Origin of the sequence: Halomonas sp. 328 (assembly GCF_015645095.1) — a bacterium.
Taxonomy (GTDB): Bacteria; Pseudomonadota; Gammaproteobacteria; order Pseudomonadales; family Halomonadaceae; genus Bisbaumannia.
On the sequence record NZ_JADOTW010000002.1, the window covers coordinates 142,868 to 158,735 of the forward strand.

Sequence of the window (15,868 nt, forward strand, 5' to 3'; positions counted from 1 at the left end):
CATGAGCTTCTACCGCAGGGAAGCGGGCCCCCGTCGCCAGCGCGGGGCCATCGGTTTGATGGCGGCCTTCGTGTTGCTGCTGATGATCAGTTGTATCGCCTTGGCCCTGGATACCGGACGGCTCTATATGGAGAAGCGGAATCTCCAACGTATCGCCGATCTGGCGGCGCTGGAGGTGGCTGGACGCTCCGAGCTTTCGATCGCCCATCTCACCGACGATGAACTGACGGCCGCGGCAGTCGATGCAGTAGCGAACAATTCAGGCGCCAGCCGCAGTGTCGTCATCAGTGGCGAGGGCAAAGATTCGTATATTGTTGGTGCGCAGGGCGGTGGCCTATGCCTAAGAAACAATAGGCGAGAGTTTCACCCTGTCGAAAATGGGATTATTTCATGTGAAACCCTCTCCGGGGAACTCAGTGGTGTGGCCGCTCGCCAGGCGATTCAGGTCACCGTGTCCTTAAAAACCTCGGCAAGCCTGATTCCCGCCTTGATGGGAAGCGATGATGTGCCTTTGGTTGCGCAGGCCACGGCTCAACAAAAGCCTCGAGAGGATATCGTTTCTTTTTCGATTGGTTCGCGGCTGCTCTCCACGGAGGGCGATGGGCTGCTAGGTGCGTTATTTGGAGAGGATTTTAGGCTGGATGCCGCCGGATATCAGGGGTTGGCCAATACCTCAATTTCACTGCTTGATCTGATTGATCTGGCGGCCGATGTTGGGACCGGAGATGGTTTGCTCCAGGGCGTTGCTCTCAAGTTAAGTGAGCTGGCTAGCCTTGAGCAGCTGGATGCTGTCGTTAGAGGTGATGATAATGCCATTGGCTTGTCTGTTAGCCTTTTTCAGGATGCATTGAACCAATTCGTTGGCCTTGGTTTGTCTGAAGTTGAATTGGCGGATATTGTTGCTTTGGATCCGACTGCAAGCAGCGAGGCATTGAATGCCCAGGTCAGTCTTGCCTCATTGCTGGAGGTGATGGCTTTTGTCGGTGATGGTGCCTTTATTAATGTCGAAGACCTTGGGGTTAGCCTTGGAGGTTTAGGTGGAGTGTCGGCCGAGCTTCGAGTTATTGAACCCCCACAAATTGCGGTAGGTCCGATTGGATGTTCGAATGGCAGTCTCTATGACTGCGATGGCGAGTGGGTCACCGAGGCGTCAACCGGCCAGGTAAAGCTTGGTCTAGCGACAAGCATTGGAATATCCGCTCTAGCAACGGTGGACTTGATGATCGAGGCTGTTGCTGGCGGAGCAAGGGCGGGCGTAGACAACGCCCGGGTGGATTATTCGGAACAGGAGGCAGATTTGGAGGTGGCTGCCTATCACCAGCCGGTTGGAACAAGAATAAATGTCGGACTTTCTCTTTTATCTAGCTCTTCGTCACTGGCTTCATGGATGGATGAGGGTGAAGTAGATAGCTGGTCAGGTTATGAAATGACACCCTCTCCGGCGTCGGTGGGCTGGGATTATGGTGGAGGGGCTGGTGTCAAGGAGGTTGCCTTTACCTCAGCGAACAATGGTGGCGACCTTGCAGATGCGCTGGTCTCTTCGTTGGGTGATGTTGATTTGAAAGTCAAAGTCTGGTTTATTGAGATTGATGTTAGTGCTGAAGAGTTAATCGATGCCCTTTCTCCAGTGATATCTGATCTGGTCGATTCTGTTATCTCTCCCATTTTCTCCCTTCTTGGCCTAAGTGTTGGAGAAGCGGACGTCCGCATTATCGATTTTCAACCCGGTAGCGTTGGTGGAGCGGAGCTGGTGCTATGAAAAAGATCACGGGGCGTGGCAAGCAGGACGGGGCAGTGGCGATCGAATTCGTGATTGTTTTTCCGCTGTTTTTGATGATCTTTTATGCCATCGTCAGCTACAGCATTATCTTCGTAGGGATGCAGAATCTGCACAGTGTCAGTGCCGAAGCGGCCCGGGCGGTGGTCTCGCTAGAGCGCGATGAGGGTGGGCTACCCGATATCGATGATATCGAGGGTGTGATCGAAGAAGTTCTGCTTGAGCGAGGCGTTGGGGCCGGGGAGTTGGCCGATCTATGCAATGGATCACCGGCGTTGATAGGCCGCGTGCTGGAGGTATGCCTGCAGATCAAGATCGATGATCTATCGCTTCCCCAACTGAAGCTTCCCGGTATTCCCTTCTCCATTCCTCATCTGGATACGATCACCTCCACTTCGAGTATCCGCCTATGAGCTTCAGGCGCCTGCTCTCGTCGCTGGCATTTTGGCTGCTCCTCGGCGGAGCCGGTCAGGCCCTGGCTGCTCACCAGACCCTGGTGATCGCCCCGGGCAGTCCCGGGCATCGCCAGGATGCTCCCCTGGTACAGGCGCTGATCGACGAGATCGAGGCGAGTGGCCATCATGCGGAAGTGGCCTACCTGCGTCACCAGGGGGGGCGGGGCCTGCCGGCGGAGCAGACCCTGGCGTTGGCCCGCGGCATGCCGTCCCCGAGGCTTGTCCTGCTGCATGATCCCGCGGTGGCCTTCTATCGGCGCCATGCCGATACCTTAGGGGCGACGGACGTGGTGGCTTATGGGGCCTTCGATCCCGAGCATCACGACTGGCTCGCCGAGCGGGGTATTCCCCGGGTCGACCTGGGGCCGGCACTACGGCGCGGCCTCGCCTGGGTGGCTCATCTGGAGCAGGCGCCGCTGGCGCTGTGGGTCGAGAGCGAGGCCGCCGCGACAACACTCTCGGCATCCGTGGCCGGGAGCCTGGAGCGGGCCGGCCACCGGTTGCGCTGGGAGACGTTGAGTCGTGATGCCTTGCCCTGGGCCGAGCGGCGCCTGGCTTCCGGCGACGTCGTGCGCGATGTGGGCTTCCTGGTCGCGCCTCCCTCGCCCGAGGTACGACGCCGCGCCGAGGTACTGCGCCGTCAGGGATGGCGCCTCTGGTGCCTGGATCCGGCCTGGCTGGAGGCCGGCTGTCTCGGTGGCATCATCGTCGACGCAGCGGCGGCGGCCGGCCAACTGCTGGACGCCCTGGACGAGGAGGGGGGCAGCGTCCTCGCCGCTCCCGCCACGCCTCGTGTTCACTACACCCAGCGCCAACGGGCCGCCGGTCAGGGGGTTGCCATCTTCGGCATGAGCGAGGCCCTGGCGGAGCGCCAGCGTCGGGGTGGCTGGTTCGTCGGCGTGGCGGTGGGGGCCGGGGTACTGGCCCTGGTGCTGTTGCTCGCGGCCGGCTGGGCAGAAGTGCGACGTCGTCGACGCCGACGCCAGCTGCAACTGGATGAACGCACCCGGCTCCCCGAGTGGCCGGCCCTGGCGGCGCGCATGAACCGCTACCTCGAGCAGGACTACCGCTTCCAGCTGTGCTGGATCGGCTTCGATCGACTGGCCCAGCTGGAGGCGTCCGAAGACCTTACCCTGGCGAACCGACTCCTGCCCGCCCTGGCCCAGCGCCTGCGCAAGCTGGTGGGGGGGCAGGCCTATCTGGCCCGCCTCGAGGGCGGCGCCTTCGCGGTAATGACCTTCTTTACCGACGGGCCCCAGGCACGGCTGTTCATGGAGCGTTTGCAGCGGGGGCTCAACGACAGCATCGAGCTGGGCGGCGAGCGGCATCTGCTGCTGCCGCGACTCGGGGTGGTCGAGAGCCTGGGGGAGGGGGATAGCCCGCCAGGCCTGCTGCAGGCGGCGGCCTGTGCGGCGGATCGGGTATTGCGTGAGGGAGAGCGTCGCCCCTGCTGGTTTCGCCCCGGTGAGCTGGACGCGGCCAGCCAGCAGGCGGCCCTGCTCGACGAGCTTGGCCGTGGCGTCCGGCATGCCGCGGAGCAGTTCCAGGTTCGGGTGACTCCCTTCTATCGGCTGGGCAATCGGCAACTCGCCGGTGGCAGTTTTCAGCTCGAGTGGCGGCACCCCCGCTGGGGCGTCATCGCGCCGGCTACCTGGCGTCCCCTGGCCCGTATGAACCAGGACATCCTCGGGGTCGAGCGCTACCTGCTCAGCGTCGGCCTGCGCCAGTTGAGCGAACAGTCGCCGGGGCCGGGGTTGAGCTGGAGTTTCCCGATCAGCGCCCAGCACCTGGAGTCGCCGCTCTTCAGCGATTGGCTGGAGGCGCGCTGCGAGGAGCGGGGTGTGCCGCTCGGCAGCGTCGAGCTTTGCGTGGATGAGCTGGCGTTACCGCCCAGTGATGTGGCCCTGCAGAGCCTGCACCGGCTGCGTGAGCTGGGGGTGGGGCTCTCCATCGACGGGGACCAGGAGGGGGTCGAGCTGCTGGCCCTGCTGCGCCTGCCCATCACCGTGCTGCGGCTGCCCGGGGAGCTGGCGCGGGGCCTGCCCGCCAATCAACGGGCGCTGTTGCTGCTCAAGGGGATTCGCGAGACGGCGGTGATGCTGGGCGTCAGGGTCATCGTGACCGGCCTCGACAATGCCGATCGGTTGAGCAGTGTGCGTGGCTTGGGCTATCAGTGGGGCAGTGGCCCCCTGCTGGGCGACGCCGAGCCATTGGAGTCGCTGCTGCGGCGTCAGGCCGACTCCCTGACCCGTTGAGGGGGAGCGCCACCCTGAATGATTCGGCCCCGCCGAGGCGGGGCCGATGGATGGGGCCGGGCAGATCAGTGGAAGGCCACTTCCACGACCTCGTAGATCCCCTCCAGGCTGGGTTCCGCTTCGGGAAGCGCGGGCACCGCTTCGGCCTCCCTGAGCACGGCAACCGGCTGGCCGCTGGGCTGTTCCACCGCCTGGCGCAGCTGTGCATAGTCGACGGGCGGCTCCTCGTCGCCGAAGGCGCGGCTCAGCACCTCCAGGGCATTGAGCACCGGCTCGAAGCTCGCCTCGTTCTCCTCCAGGGCCGGATAGGCCTGCACCATCAGGGTGTCGCCATCCCAGCCCGCCTTGAAGGGCTGGTCGATGATATTGACCCGGGTGCCGTTGGGCACGCGCTCGTAGAGGCTCTCGATATCCTCCGGGAACATGCGGATGCAGCCGCGGCTGACCCGCATGCCGACGCCGTCCGGCTGGTTGGTGCCATGGATCAGGTAGCTGGGCAGGCCCAGCAGGATGGCATGGCGTCCCAGGGGGTTGTCGGGCCCCGGCGGCACGATGGACGGGGCCGGCTCGCCCCGGGCGGCGGCCTCCTCGCGCATGGAGCGGGGCGGCGACCAGGCCGGGTCCTTGACCTTGACGGTGGTGCGGGTCACGCCCACCGGGGTGGCGAAGCCGTCACGGCCCACGCTGATCGGGTAGGTTTCGACGCGACCCGGATCATTGGCCGGATAGTAGTAGAGGCGCAGCTCCGAGAGGTTGATGACGATGCCTTCCCGGGGGGCATCCGGCAGCACGAACCGGGACGGCAGCACCACTTCGGTGCCCTCGCCGGGATACCACAGGCTGACCTCCGGGTTGGCGCGCTGGATCTCGTCGAAGCCGAGGTTATGGCGCCGGGCGATATCCAGCAGGGTGTCCTCTTCGGCGGCGGTGATGGTGCGCACCTCGCCGATCACATCGCCCTGTTCGGGAAGGGCGTAGTGCCCGCGGGGCAGCTCATCGGCCCAGGCGAGGGCGGGCACGACCAGCGCCAGGGAGAGGGAGAGGGGGGCAAGGCCCCGGTATAACGGTCTCATGGTCAATTCCTATGCTTTGCCATCATGGGCAGCCTTCCTGGCCGCCCCGGGTTATGCGGCTTGTGACTTGCGATTCAGCGTCTCGAGCAGGCTCTCCAGCGCGGCGAAGCGGGCCGCTTCGTCTTCCATGGCCGCCTCGAAGCGCAGGGTGTCGGCGCCTTCCAGGCGATAGTGGCGCGGATCGCGCTGGATCAGCCCCACCAGGGTCATGGGGTCGACCCGGGTCTCCGGGGCGAAGATCACCCGCCCGCGGGTCGCGCCCGCCTCCAGGCGGCGAATGCCCAGCCGCTCGGCCCGCTGGCGCAGGGTCGTCTGACGCAGCAGCGTCTTGAGTGGCGCCGGCAGCAGGCCGAAGCGGTCGATCAACTCCACCCGCAGCTCCTTGAGCTCGGCCTCGTCCGCGGCGCTGGCAATGCGTTTATACATGATCAGCCGCTGCTGCACATCTGCCATGTAGTCGTCGGGGATCAGCGCCGGCAGGTTGAGGCTCACCTCGACGCCATCGTCCAGGGGGGCCTCGATATTGGGTGTCTTGCCCGCCTTGATCGCCTTCACCGCCCGGTCGAGCATCTGCATATACAAACTATAGCCGATGGTCTCCATCTGGCCGCTCTGTTCGTCACCGAGCAGCTCGCCGGCGCCGCGGATCTCCATGTCGTGGCTGGCCAGGGTGAAGCCGGCGCCCAGGTCCTCGGCGGCGCCGATCGCCTCCAGGCGCTTGAGGGCATCGCGGGTCATCGCCTTGGGCGGCGGGGTCAGCAGGTAGGCGTAGGCCTGGTGGTGGCTGCGGCCGACCCGGCCGCGCAGCTGATGCAGCTGGGCCAGGCCGAACTTGTCGGCGCGCTCGATGACGATGGTATTGGCGGTGGGCACGTCGATGCCGGTCTCGATGATGGTGGAGCAGACCAGCACATTGAAGCGCTTGTGGTAGAAATCCGACATCACCCGTTCCAGGGAGCGCTCCGGCAGTTGGCCATGGGCCACCGCGACCCGCGCCTCCGGTACCAGCTCGCGGACCTTCTCGGCGGCGCTCTCGATGGTCTTGACCTCGTTGTGGAGGAAGTAGACTTGGCCGCCGCGCAGGATCTCCCGCAGCAGGGCCTCCTTGATCACCGGTTCGTTACGCTGCTGAACGAAGGTCTTCACCGACAGCCGCCGTGCCGGCGGGGTGGCGATGATGGAGAGATCGCGGATCCCGCTCATGGCCATGTTCAGGGTGCGCGGGATCGGCGTGGCGGTCAGGGTGAGGATATCCACCTCGGCGCGCAGGCTCTTCAGGCGCTCCTTCTGGGCGACCCCGAAGCGATGCTCCTCGTCGATGATCAGCAGCCCCATCTTGGGCAGTTTCATCGACTTGGCGAGCAGCTTGTGGGTGCCGATGACGATATCGGCGCGGCCTTCCTGGATGCGTGCCAGGGCCTCGGCCTGGCCCTTGCCGCCGGTGAAGCGCGAGATCAGTTCCACCTGCACCGCGGTGTCGGCGAAGCGGTCGCGGAAATTCTCGAAGTGTTGCTGGGCCAGCAGGGTGGTGGGCACCAGCACCACCACCTGGCGGCCCGAATGCACCGCCAGGAAGGCGGCGCGCATGGCCACCTCGGTCTTGCCGAAGCCCACGTCGCCGCATACCACCCGGTCCATGGGGCGCGGCGAGGTCATGTCGCCGATCACCGAGCGGATCGCCTCGCGCTGGTCCGGGGTCTCCTCGAAGGGGAAGCTGGCGGCGAAGCGGGCATACTCCTCGGCGGGGAAGTCGCAGGCGAAGCCCTCCCGGGCCTCACGGCGCGCGTAGACATCGAGCAGTTCGGCGGCGGTGTCGCGAATCTTCTCGGCGGCCTTGCGGCGTGCCTTCTCCCACTGCTCGGAGCCCAGCCGGTGCAGCGGGGCCCCCTCGTCGCTGGCCCCCGCATAGCGGGCGATCAGGTGCAGGCTGTCCACCGGCACATAGAGCCGGGCGCCATCGGCATACTCGAGGGCCAGGAACTCCGCGGCCTGGCCGCCGGCTTCCAGGGTCTCCAGGCCCAGGTAGCGACCCACGCCATGGGTCTGGTGGACCACCGGGGCGCCGGGCTTGAGCTCCGCCAGGTGGCGCACCGCCAGCTCGTTGTCGTCGGTGGCCTTCTCGCGGCGCCGGCTCTGGCGCACCACCTCACCGAACAGCTCGGTCTCGGTGAGCACGGCGATGCCCTCGTCGAGCCAGAGGCCGCTGGCCAGCCCGCCTTCGGTGATCGCCAGGCGGCTCTCCGCCTCCAGGAAGCCCCGCCAGCCCGCCAGGTGCGGCAGCGTCAGGTGCAGCGGGGCCAGCAGCTCCTCCAGGGCCTCGCGACGGCCCCGGGATTCCGCCACCAGCAAGACCCGCGTGCCGGCCTGGTCGTCGAGGAAGCGGGTCAGGGCGGCCAGGGGGTGCTGGGCGCGATTATCGATGGCCACGCCGGGGAGCGCCTGGGTCATTGCCGTCCGGGCGTGCGGGTGGGCGTCGTCCTCCACCAGGGCGACCCGGGGCCGCGCCTTGATGGCGGCAAACAGCTCGGCCACCGGGATAAAGGCGCGATGGGGGGGCAGCAAGGGGCGGCTGGGGTCGACGCCGAGGTTCTCGAAGCGACTCTCGATGGCCGCCCAGTGGTGCTCGGCGGCCTCGAACACCTGGGGCAGCAGGGCGACGCGGGTGCCCTCGGCCAGGTGGTCGAAGAGGCTCGCGGTTTCCTCGAAGAACAGCGGCAGGTACTGCTCCAGGCCGGGGGAGGGGATGCCCTTGAGGGCATCCACGTAGAGCGGACACTGGCGCGGGTCCACGTCGAACAGCGTCTCGAAGCCTTCCCGGAAGCAGGCGATGGCGCTCCGCGTCAGGGCGTATTCGTGGGCCGGCAGCAGCTCCACGGCATCGATCTTCTCCTGGCTGCGCTGGGTGTCCGGGTCGAAGTGGCGCAGGGTGTCGATCTCGTCATCGAAGAGGTCGATGCGCAGCGGTGCCTCGCTGCCCATCGGGAAGAGATCGATCAGGGCGCCGCGCAGGGCATATTCGCCCGGCTCATAGACGGTCTCCACCGCCCGGTACCCGGCCCGGGAGAGGGTCTCCCGGAAACCTTCCCGGTCGAGTCGCTGACCCACCTCGAGGCTCAGCACCCGTCCGGCCACATAGTCGCTGGGCGGCAGGCGCTGCATCAGGGTGTTGATCGACACCACCACGATGCCCTGTTCGACCTGCTGCAGCCGGCGCAGGGTGCGCAGCCGGGCCGAGACGATGTCCTGGTGGGGTGAGAAGGCGTCGTAGGGCAGGATCTCCCAGTCCGGGAAGGGCATCACCGGCACCTCGGCGAAGAAACCGAGCTCCTCCTCCAGGCGTTGGGCCGCGGCGGTGTCGGCGGTAATCACCAACAGCGGGGCCGCGTCGGCCAGTCGCGCCAGGGCCAGGGCCTGGGCGCTGCCCTGGGGGGCCTGCCAGTAGAGGGTGTCGCGGGCCCCGCTGGGCTGGGGCGGATCGAGGGGCGAGAAGTGGGCCATGGGTCGTGTCGGTCCGGTCCGGGTTGAGAAGGTGTCGACAGCCAGGAAGGCGGTGGCACGCCGATATCACGCTTGTAGTCAAGGGGCGGTTTCTGTAATTGCCCTACAACGGCTGCGACCATCCAGCAATTGCTGCATTGCCGTTGGCCCGGGATAATAACAAAAGTTTATGCACGCGAGTTCGTGCCAGTTTCGCGGCGTGCCAGCGATCAGGCGCGCCGCCGATGCCCCCAAGCCGTAACCAAGAGAGGCCCCCGTGACTCAGCAAAAGCTCGACACCGTCTTTGAGGAATGGCAGAGCAACGAAGCCCTTGCCGAGGAGATGATCCCGCTGCTGGGCAAGCTCTATCGCCAGTACAATATCGTCTCCTCGCTGTTCGGGCGCTCGCTGATCAACCAGAGCGTGATCCGCATCCTCAAGGATCACCGCTTCGTCAAGAAGGTCGAGGGCACCGAGCTCAGCGTCCAGGATACCTACCCGCTGGTCAAGGCCATGGTCGACCTCAACCTGGGGCCGGCCCACGTCGACATCGGCAAGCTGGCGGTGGCCTTCAAGCATTCCGGCGAGACCGACGTGGTGGCCTTCCTCAAGCGTGAGCTGGCCGAGATCGTCGATGGCCATGGCGGCAACGGCAGCACCGGCGAACCCAAGGACGTGGTGCTCTACGGCTTCGGGCGCATCGGTCGCCTGCTGGCACGCATCCTGATCGAGAAGGCCGGTGGCGGCAATATGCTGCGCCTGCGGGCCATCGTGGTGCGTGGTCGTGGCGATATCGCCAAGGACCTGGAGAAGCGTGCCAGCCTGCTGCGTCGCGACTCCGTGCATGGGCCCTTCTCCGGCACCCTCAGTGTCGATGAGGAAGCCCGTACCATCACCGCCAACGGCAACGTCATCAAGGTGATCTACGCCGACTCGCCCAGCGAGATCGACTACACCGCCTACGGCATCGACAACGCCATCGTGGTGGACAACACCGGCATCTGGCGCGACGAGGATGGCCTGAGTCAGCACCTGGCCTGCAAGGGCGCCGCCAAGGCGCTGCTGACCGCCCCGGGCAAGGGCGACATCAAGAACATCGTCTATGGCGTCAACCACGGCGATATCACCGCCGATGACCGCATCGTCTCCGCCGCCTCCTGCACCACCAATGCCATCGTGCCGGTGCTCAAGGCCCTCAACGACCACTATGGCGTCGAGCATGGCCACGTGGAGACCGTCCACGCCTACACCAACGACCAGAACCTGATCGACAACTACCACAAGGGCGATCGCCGTGGCCGCAGCGCGCCGCTCAACATGGTGTTGACCGAGACCGGTGCCGCCAAGGCCGTGGCCAAGGCGCTGCCGGAGCTGGCCGGCAAGCTGACCGGCAACGCCATCCGCGTGCCGACCCCCAACGTCTCCATGGCGATCCTCAACCTGCGCCTGCACCAGGAAACCGACGCCGAGGCCCTCAACGACTACCTGCGTCGCATGGCCCTGCACTCGCCGATGCAGAAGCAGATCGACTATGTCGACTCCCCGGAAGTCGTCTCCTCCGACTTCGTCGGCAACCGCCACGCCGGTATCGTCGACGCCAAGGCGACCATCGTCGACGGCAACAATGCCGTGGTCTACGCCTGGTACGACAACGAGTTCGGCTACAGCTGCCAGGTGGTGCGCATCCTGCAGCACATGTCCAACGTCAGCTTCCTGGTCTTCCCCAAGGACCGTGATTGAAGCGAACCGTGACTCATGGGCATCGTGAGCGCCGCGATTGACGCGCCCCGCGATGGTATCCCCCTGATGCGCCAGGGCTGCGACTAAAGTCGCAGCCTCCGGTCGCCCCGTTCGGGGCGACTGCCTTTCCCGCCTCTTCTCCGCATCGGCGACGACCCGATGCCGCCTATTTGCGACTTAGGGCATGTGGCCTTTCGACGTATATCTCTTTATAATGCTCGCGTTTTTGGGACGGCCTGCCACGTTCGGGCCGAACTGCTAACCTTCTGATAAGAAAAGAATTCGTAAGCCGTGGCTAGGACCGGGTGGGGCGCAATGCCCGGCTATCCGGTGTCATGCACGTCTGCCGAACCCCTTTCCTGAACATCAGATCCGAAACTGGGCGAGACTATGATCGAAGTCAAACGAGGCCTGGATCTCCCCATCACGGGGGCGCCCGAGCAGCGTATCGAGGATGCGCGGCCGGTGCGTCACGTGGCAGTCCTGGGCACCGACTATGTCGGCATGAAGCCGACCATGGAGGTCCGGGAGGGGGACAGAGTCAAGCTGGGCCAGCTGCTCTTCACCGACAAGAAGATCGACGGCATCCGCTTCACCGCGCCGGCGGCCGGGGAAGTGATCGCCATCAATCGCGGCGAGAAGCGTCGCCTGCTCTCGGTGGTGATCAAGGTCGACGAGGGCAGCGAGGAGGCGGAAGCCTTCACCGCGCACGGGGCCGAGGCCCTGGAGCGCCTGGATCGTGAGGCGGTGGTCGAGCAGCTCAATGCCGCCGGCCTGTGGACCGCACTGCGGACCCGGCCCTTCTCGCGTACCCCGGCACTGGATGCCGTGCCGGCGGATATCTTCGTCACCGCCATCGATACCCACCCGCTGAGCGGCGATCCGGCGCTGATCATCAACGAGCAGCCGGAGGCCTTCGAGCAGGGGCTCAAGGTGCTGAAGCGCCTGACCGAAGGCAAGGTCTATCTGTGCACGGCACCGGGTGCCAAGGTGCCGGGTAGCGATGTCGCCGGTGTCCAGGTGGAAAGCTTCGCCGGCCCTCATCCCGCCGGCCTGGTGGGGACCCATATCCACTACCTGTCGCCGGTCAGCCTGCACAAGCGGGTCTGGCATATCGGCTATCAGGACGTGATCGCTTTCGGCAAGCTGTTCGCGGAAGGCAAGCTGGACACCGCTCGAGTGGTCGCCGTGGGTGGTCCCCGCGCCGAGAAGCCGCGGCTGCTGCGTACCCGCGTCGGGGCCAGCACCGAGGAACTGCTGGCCGGCGAGGTGGTCGATCCGGAAGGTAGCCGCGTGATCTCCGGCTCGGTCTTCTCCGGCTTCACCGCCGAGGGCAGCCTGCGCTACCTGGGTCGCTTCCACAACCAGGTCAGCCTCCTCGAAGAGGGCAACAAGCGCGTCTTCATGGGCTGGATGTCACTGGGCGCCAATCGCCATTCGGTGATGGGCATCTACCTGTCCAAGTTCCTGGGGCTCAAGGACTACGCGCCGACCACCTCCACCAACGGCTCCGAACGGGCCATGGTGCCGGTGGGTGCCTACGAGCAGGTGATGCCGCTGGATATCCTGCCCACCCAACTGCTGCGCACGCTGATCGTCGGTGACATCGAAGTCGGCATGCAGCTCGGTTGTCTGGAGCTCGATGAAGAGGACCTCGCCCTGTGCACCTATGTGTGCCCCGGCAAGTACGAATACGGTCCCATCCTGCGCGATAACCTCACCACGATCGAGAAAGAGGCTTGATGATGGGTATCCGACAGACACTCGACAACCTCGAGCCGCACTTCCACAAGGGCGGCAAGTACGAGAAGTACTATCCCCTCTACGAGGCGGTGGACACCATCTTCTACTCCCCGCCCAGCGTGGCCAAGACCACCGCTCATGTGCGTGACGGCATCGACCTCAAGCGCATCATGATCACGGTGTGGCTGTGCACCTTCCCGGCCATGTTCTTCGGCATGTGGGCGGCGGGCTGGCAGGCCAACCTGGCCATCGCCGACGGCTACGCCTCCATGGGCGGCTGGCGCGAAGCCATCCTGATGACCCTGGCCGGCGGTCATGATGCCGGCAGCCTGTGGTCCAACTTCGTGCTCGGCGCGACCTACTTCCTGCCCATCTACCTGGTGACCTTCGCCGTGGGTGGCTTCTGGGAAGTGCTCTTCGCCGTCAAGCGCGGTCACGAGGTCAACGAGGGCTTCTTCGTCACCTCCGTGCTCTATGCCCTGATCCTGCCGGCCACCATTCCCCTGTGGCAGGTGGCGCTCGGCATCACCTTCGGCGTGGTGATCGGCAAGGAGATCTTCGGCGGTACCGGCAAGAACTTCCTCAACCCGGCGCTGACCGGCCGTGCCTTCCTCTACTTCGCCTACCCGGCGCAGATCTCCGGGGACGCGGTCTGGGTGGCCGCCGACGGCTTTACCGGCGCCACCGCGCTCTCCATCGCCTTCCAGGACGGCATGGCGGCCCTGTCCAGCCAGTACAGCTGGTGGGATGCCTTCATCGGCTTCATGCCGGGCTCGGTGGGCGAGGTCTCGACCCTGGCGATCTTCATCGGGGCCGCGGTCTTGCTATGGACCAAGATCGCCTCCTGGCGAATCATGCTCGGGGTCTTCCTCGGCATGGTGGCCACCAGTGCGCTCTTCAACCTGATCGGCTCCGACACCAACCCCATGTTCGCCATGCCCTGGTACTGGCACCTGGTGGTGGGCGGCTTCGCCTTCGGCATGGTGTTCATGGCCACCGACCCGGTGTCGGCCTCCATGACCAACCAGGGACGCCTGCTGTTCGGCGTGCTGATCGGCATCATGACCGTGCTGATCCGTGTGGTGAACCCGGCCTTCCCCGAGGGCATCATGCTGGCGATCCTCTTCGCTAACCTGTTCGCCCCGCTGATCGACCATTTCTTTGTCCAGGCCAATATCAAGCGTCGTCTGCAACGTACCGGCGCCGTGGCCGAGGAGAGTGCCTGATGGCGGCAACCAGCAATAACAGCATCAAGAAGATCCTGACGGTCGCGTTCGCGCTGTGCATCGTCTGCTCGGTGATCGTCTCCACCGCGGCGGTAGCCCTGCGGCCCATGCAGCAGCTCAACCAGGAACTGGACCGCAAGACCAACATCCTCAACGTGGCCAATCTCTATGAGCCCGGCATGGATGTGGAAGCGGCCTTCGGCGGGATCACCCCGCGGGTCGTCGACCTGCGCACCGGCGAGTACTCCGATCAGCACGACCCGGCGACCTTCGACGGCTTCGAGGCGCGGCGTGATCCGGCGGCCTCGCGGACCCTGTCCGGCGAGCGTGATCCGGCCGGCCTGTCCCGCGTCGAGAACTTCGCCACCGTCTACCTGGTGGGCGATCCCGACCAGCCCGAGCAGATCATCCTGCCCATCCGTGGCCAGGGGCTGTGGGGCCTGATGCGCGGCTTCCTCTCCGTGGAAGGCGACGGCAACACCATCGTGGGCATCACCTACTACGAGCACAGCGAGACCCCGGGTCTGGGTGCCGAGGTGAACAACCCGCGCTGGCAGGCCCAGTGGGAAGGCAAGCGGGTCTTCGACGAAGAAGGCAGCCTGACCCCAGCCATTCGCGTGGCCAAGGGCAGTGGCAGCGGCGAGCATGAGGTCGATGGCCTCTCCGGCGCGACCCTCACCGCCAATGGCGTCACCAACATGCTGCAGTTCTGGCTGAGCCCGGAAGGCTTCGGTGAGTACCTGGCCAAGTTCCGTGCCGGCGTGGACCAGGGCGACGCCGAGCAAGCCGACGTCGAACTCGAAGCGGAAGGAGCCTGATCATGGCGGATACCACTCCGAAAGGCGTCATGACGACGCCCTTGTTCAAGAATAACCCCATCGCCCTGCAGGTACTGGGTATCTGTTCGGCGCTGGCGGTAACCACCAGCATGAGCGTCTCGCTGGTGATGACCCTGGCGGTCATCTTCGTCTGTGCCTTCTCCAACCTGTTCGTGTCGCTGATCCGGAACCACATTCCGTCGTCGATTCGAATCATCGTGCAGATGACCATCATCGCCTCCCTGGTGATCGTGGTGGATCAGATCCTCAAGGCGTTCGCCTACGAGATGTCCAAGCAGCTCTCGGTGTTCGTCGGCCTGATCATCACCAACTGCATCATCATGGGCCGGGCGGAAGGTTTCGCCATGCAGAACAGCCCGGGGCTGTCGTTCCTCGACGGTGTCGGCAACGGCCTGGGCTATGGCGTGATCCTGATGATCGTCGGCTTCTTCCGTGAGCTGTTCGGTTCCGGCAGCGTGTTCGGCTTCACCGTGCTGCAACCGGTGCAGGATGGGGGCTGGTACGTGCCCAACGGCCTGCTGCTGCTGCCGCCGTCGGCGTTCTTCATCATCGGGCTGACCATCTGGGCGATCCGTTCGCTCAATCCGGAGCAGGTCGAGGACAACGAGTTCAAGATGAAGCACAACACCGAACCGAAGGAGGCCGTGTAAATGGAACACTATATCAGCCTGTTCGTGGCCTCGGTCTTCGTCGAGAACCTGGCCCTGGCCTTCTTCCTCGGCATGTGTACCTTCCTGGCCGTGTCCAAGAAGGTCTCCGCGGCCTTCGGCCTGGGCATCGCGGTCATCGTGGTACTGACCATTGCCGTGCCGGTGAACAACGTCATCTACAACGGCCTGCTGGCCGAAGGGGCGCTCACCTGGACCGGCATCAGCGGGGCCGAGAATATCGACCTGTCGTTCCTGGGCCTGCTCAGCTACATCGGCGTGATCGCCGCCCTGGTGCAGATCCTCGAGATGTTCCTCGACAAGTACGTACCGGTGCTCTACAACGCCCTCGGCGTCTTCCTGCCGCTGATCACCGTGAACTGCGCCATCCTCGGTGGCGTGCTGTTCATGGTCGAGCGTAACTACAACTTCGGCGAGTCCGTGGTCTATGGCCTGGGCTCCGGGGTTGGCTGGGCGCTCGCCATCACCGCCCTGGCGGGGCTGCGCGAGAAGCTCAAGTACAGCGACGTGCCGGGCGGACTGCAGGGCCTGGGCATCACCTTCATCACCGTGGGTCTGATGTCCCTGGGCTTCATGTCCTTCTCCGGGATCTCCCTGTAAGCGACCGATCAGGC

11 protein-coding genes are annotated in these 15,868 nt (G+C 65.1%); 9 read left to right on the forward strand and 2 right to left on the reverse strand.

Translation table 11 applies throughout. The features are described from left to right. Nucleotide 1 precedes the first annotated feature (1 nt). Genes IHD13_RS01495 through IHD13_RS01505 form a run of 3 tightly spaced genes read left to right on the forward strand, consistent with a single transcriptional unit; the run spans nt 2 to nt 4,487 of the window. Entirely contained in the window at nt 2-1,759 is a 1,758-nt protein-coding gene (locus tag IHD13_RS01495; RefSeq protein WP_195859265.1) for a pilus assembly protein TadG-related protein, read from the forward strand. Beyond that, complete coding sequence (locus IHD13_RS01500; RefSeq protein ID WP_195859266.1) at nt 1,756-2,190, forward strand: TadE/TadG family type IV pilus assembly protein; 435 nt, start codon at nt 1,756-1,758, stop codon at nt 2,188-2,190. The genes IHD13_RS01495 and IHD13_RS01500 overlap by 4 nt, the downstream gene beginning before the upstream one ends. After that, complete coding sequence (locus IHD13_RS01505; protein WP_195859267.1) at nt 2,187-4,487, forward strand: EAL domain-containing protein; 2,301 nt, start codon at nt 2,187-2,189, stop codon at nt 4,485-4,487. The genes IHD13_RS01500 and IHD13_RS01505 overlap by 4 nt, the downstream gene beginning before the upstream one ends. A 65-nt stretch (nt 4,488-4,552) precedes the next feature. Here the strand turns inward: IHD13_RS01505 and IHD13_RS01510 are convergent, their stop codons facing one another. Both IHD13_RS01510 and mfd read right to left on the reverse strand, forming a co-directional pair. After that, complete coding sequence (locus IHD13_RS01510) at nt 4,553-5,560, reverse strand: L,D-transpeptidase family protein (protein WP_195859268.1); 1,008 nt, start codon at nt 5,558-5,560, stop codon at nt 4,553-4,555. Nucleotides 5,561-5,611: 51 nt separating this feature from the next. Next, nucleotides 5,612-9,058 carry a transcription-repair coupling factor gene (gene mfd, locus IHD13_RS01515; protein WP_195859269.1) on the reverse strand — a complete coding sequence of 1,149 codons (3,447 nt, stop codon included), beginning with the start codon at nt 9,056-9,058 and terminating at the stop codon, nt 5,612-5,614. Nucleotides 9,059-9,314: 256 nt separating this feature from the next. Between mfd and IHD13_RS01520 the strand changes: the two genes are divergently transcribed. The 6 genes from IHD13_RS01520 to nqrE all read left to right on the forward strand — a co-directional run bounded on the left by IHD13_RS01520 (nt 9,315) and on the right by nqrE (nt 15,854). Next, nucleotides 9,315-10,778, forward strand: coding sequence for a glyceraldehyde-3-phosphate dehydrogenase (locus IHD13_RS01520; protein ID WP_195859270.1), 1,464 nt, complete (start codon nt 9,315-9,317; stop codon nt 10,776-10,778). A gap of 390 nt (nt 10,779-11,168) precedes the next feature. Beyond that, the gene (locus IHD13_RS01525) at nt 11,169-12,521 is read left to right on the forward strand and encodes a Na(+)-translocating NADH-quinone reductase subunit A (RefSeq protein ID WP_195859271.1); all 1,353 of its coding nucleotides are present in this window, start codon (nt 11,169-11,171) and stop codon (nt 12,519-12,521) included. Continuing rightward, nucleotides 12,521-13,747, forward strand: a complete 1,227-nt coding sequence (locus IHD13_RS01530) for an NADH:ubiquinone reductase (Na(+)-transporting) subunit B (protein WP_195859272.1) — start codon at nt 12,521-12,523, stop codon at nt 13,745-13,747. Before IHD13_RS01525 ends, IHD13_RS01530 begins: the two co-directional genes overlap by 1 nt. Further along, complete coding sequence (locus IHD13_RS01535; RefSeq protein ID WP_195859273.1) at nt 13,747-14,565, forward strand: Na(+)-translocating NADH-quinone reductase subunit C; 819 nt, start codon at nt 13,747-13,749, stop codon at nt 14,563-14,565. The genes IHD13_RS01530 and IHD13_RS01535 overlap by 1 nt, the downstream gene beginning before the upstream one ends. A gap of 2 nt (nt 14,566-14,567) precedes the next feature. Beyond that, nucleotides 14,568-15,236, forward strand: a complete 669-nt coding sequence (locus IHD13_RS01540) for an NADH:ubiquinone reductase (Na(+)-transporting) subunit D (RefSeq protein WP_195859274.1) — start codon at nt 14,568-14,570, stop codon at nt 15,234-15,236. After that, entirely contained in the window at nt 15,237-15,854 is a 618-nt protein-coding gene (nqrE, locus tag IHD13_RS01545; RefSeq protein ID WP_195859275.1) for an NADH:ubiquinone reductase (Na(+)-transporting) subunit E, read from the forward strand. The last annotated feature ends 14 nt before the right edge of the window (nt 15,855-15,868 follow it).

What these genes read in the sequence shown, in the direction of transcription:
- IHD13_RS01495 (WP_195859265.1), top strand. Translation starts at nt 2, where the DNA reads ATGAGCTTCTACCGCAGGGAAGCGGGCCCCCGTCGCCAGCGCGGGGCC.
- IHD13_RS01500 (WP_195859266.1), top strand. Translation starts at nt 1,756, where the DNA reads ATGAAAAAGATCACGGGGCGTGGCAAGCAGGACGGGGCAGTGGCGATC.
- IHD13_RS01505 (WP_195859267.1), top strand. Translation starts at nt 2,187, where the DNA reads ATGAGCTTCAGGCGCCTGCTCTCGTCGCTGGCATTTTGGCTGCTCCTC.
- IHD13_RS01510 (WP_195859268.1), bottom strand. Translation starts at nt 5,560, where the DNA reads ATGAGACCGTTATACCGGGGCCTTGCCCCCCTCTCCCTCTCCCTGGCG.
- mfd (WP_195859269.1), bottom strand. Translation starts at nt 9,058, where the DNA reads ATGGCCCACTTCTCGCCCCTCGATCCGCCCCAGCCCAGCGGGGCCCGC.
- IHD13_RS01525 (WP_195859271.1), top strand. Translation starts at nt 11,169, where the DNA reads ATGATCGAAGTCAAACGAGGCCTGGATCTCCCCATCACGGGGGCGCCC.
- IHD13_RS01530 (WP_195859272.1), top strand. Translation starts at nt 12,521, where the DNA reads ATGATGGGTATCCGACAGACACTCGACAACCTCGAGCCGCACTTCCAC.
- IHD13_RS01535 (WP_195859273.1), top strand. Translation starts at nt 13,747, where the DNA reads ATGGCGGCAACCAGCAATAACAGCATCAAGAAGATCCTGACGGTCGCG.
- IHD13_RS01540 (WP_195859274.1), top strand. Translation starts at nt 14,568, where the DNA reads ATGGCGGATACCACTCCGAAAGGCGTCATGACGACGCCCTTGTTCAAG.
- nqrE (WP_195859275.1), top strand. Translation starts at nt 15,237, where the DNA reads ATGGAACACTATATCAGCCTGTTCGTGGCCTCGGTCTTCGTCGAGAAC.